The organism is Streptomyces sp. DvalAA-14 (assembly GCF_900091855.1).
Classification (GTDB): domain Bacteria; phylum Actinomycetota; class Actinomycetes; order Streptomycetales; family Streptomycetaceae; genus Actinacidiphila.
Genome location: NZ_FMCH01000276.1, coordinates 1 through 3,203, shown reverse-complemented (window position 1 = coordinate 3,203; position 3,203 = coordinate 1). Strand labels below are relative to the sequence as shown.

The following is a 3,203-nucleotide window of genomic DNA, read 5'->3' as shown; positions in this document are numbered from 1 at the left end:
GCCCTTGATCACGCTCCACGCGCCCGCGTCCCGGCGGGCCCAGAAGGGCCCGCCCATGTGCCCGAGCAGCACCTCGAGCCCGCCGTCGGTACCGCCGGCCCGGCGAAAGAGAAGAATTCCAGCACTGCGCCTGTCCGCCACCCGCCCAGTCTGCCCGCCGAAGGCGACCGCGGCCCGTCGCGGGCGCCCGCCGCCCGCCCCCGGTCCTCCTGGAGTCGGTCGGCGGGCAGTACCGCGGTACTGCCCGCCGACCGGCGACTGCGCTCCGTGGTACCGCGCCGCGGCGGCTCGGCGACCGTACGGTCGTCACAGGGCACCGGAAGATCCGTCCGGGGGCCCGCGTACCGGAAGCACCCCCGAGGGACCGAGGACACAGCCATGATCGAGATCAGCCACCTGGTCAAGCGCTACGGGGACAAGACCGCCGTCGACGACCTGGACATCACCGTCCGGCCCGGCACGGTGACCGGATTCCTGGGCCCCAACGGCGCCGGGAAGTCCACCACCATGCGCACCGTCGTCGGCCTGGACGCACCCACCAGCGGCAGCGTCCGCGTCAACGGCAAGCACTACGCCGAGCACCGCGCGCCGCTGCGGGAAGTCGGCGCCCTGCTGGAGGCGAAGTCCATCCACCCCGGGCGCTCCGCCTTCGGACACCTGAAGGCGCTGGCCCTCACCCACGGCATCCCGATGCGCCGGGTGGAGGAGGTCATCGGCATCGCCGGGCTGAGCGAGGTCGCCGGGAAGCGGGCCGGCGCGTTCTCGCTCGGCATGGGCCAGCGTCTGGGCATCGCCGCGGCGCTGCTGGGCGACCCGCGGACCGTCCTGCTGGACGAGCCGGTCAACGGTCTCGACCCCGAGGGCGTGCTGTGGATCCGCAACCTGCTCACCGGGCTCGCCGCCGAGGGCCGGACCGTCTTCGTCTCCTCCCACCTGATGAGCGAGATGGCCCTGACCGCGCAGAACCTGGTCATCGTCGGCCGCGGCAGGCTGCTGGCCGACACCACCGTGGCCCGCTTCGTGCAGGAGGCCGGCGGGAACAGCGTGGTCGTCGCCAGCTCCGACCCGGCGCGGCTGCGCGCGGCGCTGCTCGGACCGGGCGTGGACATCACCGGCAGCACCGGCACCGAAACCCTGCACGTCACCGGGCTGACCGCCCGCGAGATCGGCATCGCCGCCGCCGAGCACGGCATCACCGTCTACGAGCTGTCGGCCCGGTCGGTCTCCCTGGAGGAGGCCTTCATGAACCTGACCCGCGACTCGGTCGAGTACCACAGCACCAGCGGCGTCCGGCCCCGGCCGCCGGAGGCCCCCGGAGGCACCGGGGGTCCCGACGGTCCGGACGGTTCCGACAGCGGCCTCATCGGTCGCGGCGAAAGGAGCGCGGCATGAGTGTCGGCGTGCACCATCCCCCCCTCGGCGCCGTCGTCGAGGAGCGGCCCGCCTACCGGGTCACCGGCCGGCGCGTGCTGCGCGCGGAGTGGTCCAAGCTGTGGTCCCTGCGGTCCACCTGGATCACGCTGGGCGTCTCGCTGCTGGCGCTCATCGCCTTCGGCTGGATCGCCTCCGCCAGCTACACCCCGGACGGCACCATCAGGGGCCCCGGCGGCGACGCCCACGACGCGGTGGGCCTGGCACTGGGCGGGATGAACTTCACCCAGCTCGCCATCGGGGGTCCTCGGGGTGCTGATCACGGCGGGGGAGTACTCCACCGGCATGATCCGCTCCACCCTGGCCGCCGTCCCGCGCCGGCTGCCGGTGCTGTGGGCGAAGGCGGCGGTCTACTTCGTGGTGGTGCTGGTCCCGCTCACCGCGGCGGCCTTCGCGGCGTTCCTGATCGGACGAAGCGCGCTGTCCGGATCGGCGATCGCCCTCCAGCTGTCCTCACCCGGGGTCGTCCGCAGCCTGCTCGGCGCGGGCGTCTACCTCGCGCTGGCCGGCGTGATGGCCGCCGCGCTGGGCATGCTGCTGCGCTCGGTGGCGGGCGGCATCGGCGCCTACGTCCTCGGTGTGCTGCTGCTGGGCGAACTGGTCAAGCTGCTGCCGAACTCGATCAGCGACTCCGTCGGCCCGTACGTGCCCGGCAACGCCGGAGGCGCCGTCTTCGCCCTCACCCGCGCCTCCGGCACCCTCAGCCCCGGCGCGGGCCTGGCGGTCTTCGCCGGATGGGCGGCCCTGCTGCTGGCCGCGGCCGCGTACCGGCTGCGCCGCAGCGACGTGTGAGGCCATCGAACCGCCGGACGGCGGCGCCGCGGCTCTAGAGTCGGGGCAGACGGCCTCCGTCCCTCGCAGACAGCAGGTACCAGCTCCGTGACGCGCAGCCCCGCCCTCCCGTTCGATCCGCTGTCGGTGCATCCGCTGGCCCAGCGGTGGGTGGGCTTCACCCAGCGGATGCGCCGCTGCGACCAGGCGTATCCGCGCCGGCTGGACGCGCTCGTCGCCGCGGTGGTGGCACTGCTCGGCCTGGCCGACGTGCTGGTCAAGGACCGGGACAACCCCTTCCACGGTCTGCACGGCATCCCGCTGCCGGCCGCGCTGGCGCTCATCGCGGGCCTGGCACTGCCGCTGCTGTGGCGGCGCCGGGCCCCCGGCGCCGTCTTCTGCGCCGTGCTGGCGGTCTGCACCGCGCAATGGTCGCTGGGCGTGCTGCTGCACAGCGACCTGAGCGTGCTGGTCGCCCTCTACTCGCTGGCCCGCTACGCCCGCCGGCCGCGGCTGCCGTGGGCCGCCGCGGCCACCGTGGCGGCGGCCACCGTCCTGGTGCTGCGGGTCGCGGTGATCAGCGAGCCGCTGCTCAGCCTGTTCTTCGTGTGCGGCACCGCGACCGCGGCCGTGGCGCTGGGCCTGGCGGTGCGGATCCGGCAGGCGCAGATCGCGGCGACGGCCGATCGCGCGGCGCGGCTGGAGACCGAACGCGAGCAGCGGATCCAGCTGGCCATCAGCGCCGAGCGCGGCCGGGTGTCCCGCGAGATGCACGACATCGTCGGCCACAGCCTCGCCGTCATGATCGGCCTGGCCGACGGCGGCGCCTCGCTGGCCGCCACCGCCCCCGAACGCAGCGCCGAAGCCCTCCAGGTCATCGCCGGCACCGGGCGGCAGGCCCTGGGCGAACTGCGCCGCACCCTGGCCGCCCTGCGCGAGCACCCGTCCCGTCCCGGCCCGCCGCCGGCGCGCCCCGCCCCGGCCGAACTGGCCCCGCAGCC

2 protein-coding genes and 2 pseudogenes are annotated in these 3,203 nt (G+C 74.8%); 3 read left to right on the top strand and 1 reads right to left on the bottom strand.

All coding sequences use genetic code 11. The features are described 5' to 3' along the window. Window positions 1–141: pseudogene (locus GA0115240_RS38115) on the bottom strand (DNA mismatch repair protein MutT); the annotation flags it as partial. 237 nt (window positions 142–378) lie between these two features. Here GA0115240_RS38115 and GA0115240_RS14295 point away from each other — a divergent pair. The 3 genes and pseudogenes from GA0115240_RS14295 to GA0115240_RS14285 form a co-directional block, all read left to right on the top strand. After that, window positions 379–1,392, top strand: coding sequence for an ATP-binding cassette domain-containing protein (locus tag GA0115240_RS14295; protein ID WP_093737055.1), 1,014 nt, complete (start codon window positions 379–381; stop codon window positions 1,390–1,392). Then, window positions 1,389–2,223, top strand: a pseudogene (locus GA0115240_RS14290) (ABC transporter permease). Before GA0115240_RS14295 ends, GA0115240_RS14290 begins: the two are co-directional and overlap by 4 nt. 87 nt (window positions 2,224–2,310) lie before the next feature. Continuing rightward, the coding region (locus GA0115240_RS14285; RefSeq protein WP_161302208.1) for a sensor histidine kinase at window positions 2,311–3,203 on the top strand (893 nt) is incomplete at its 3' end.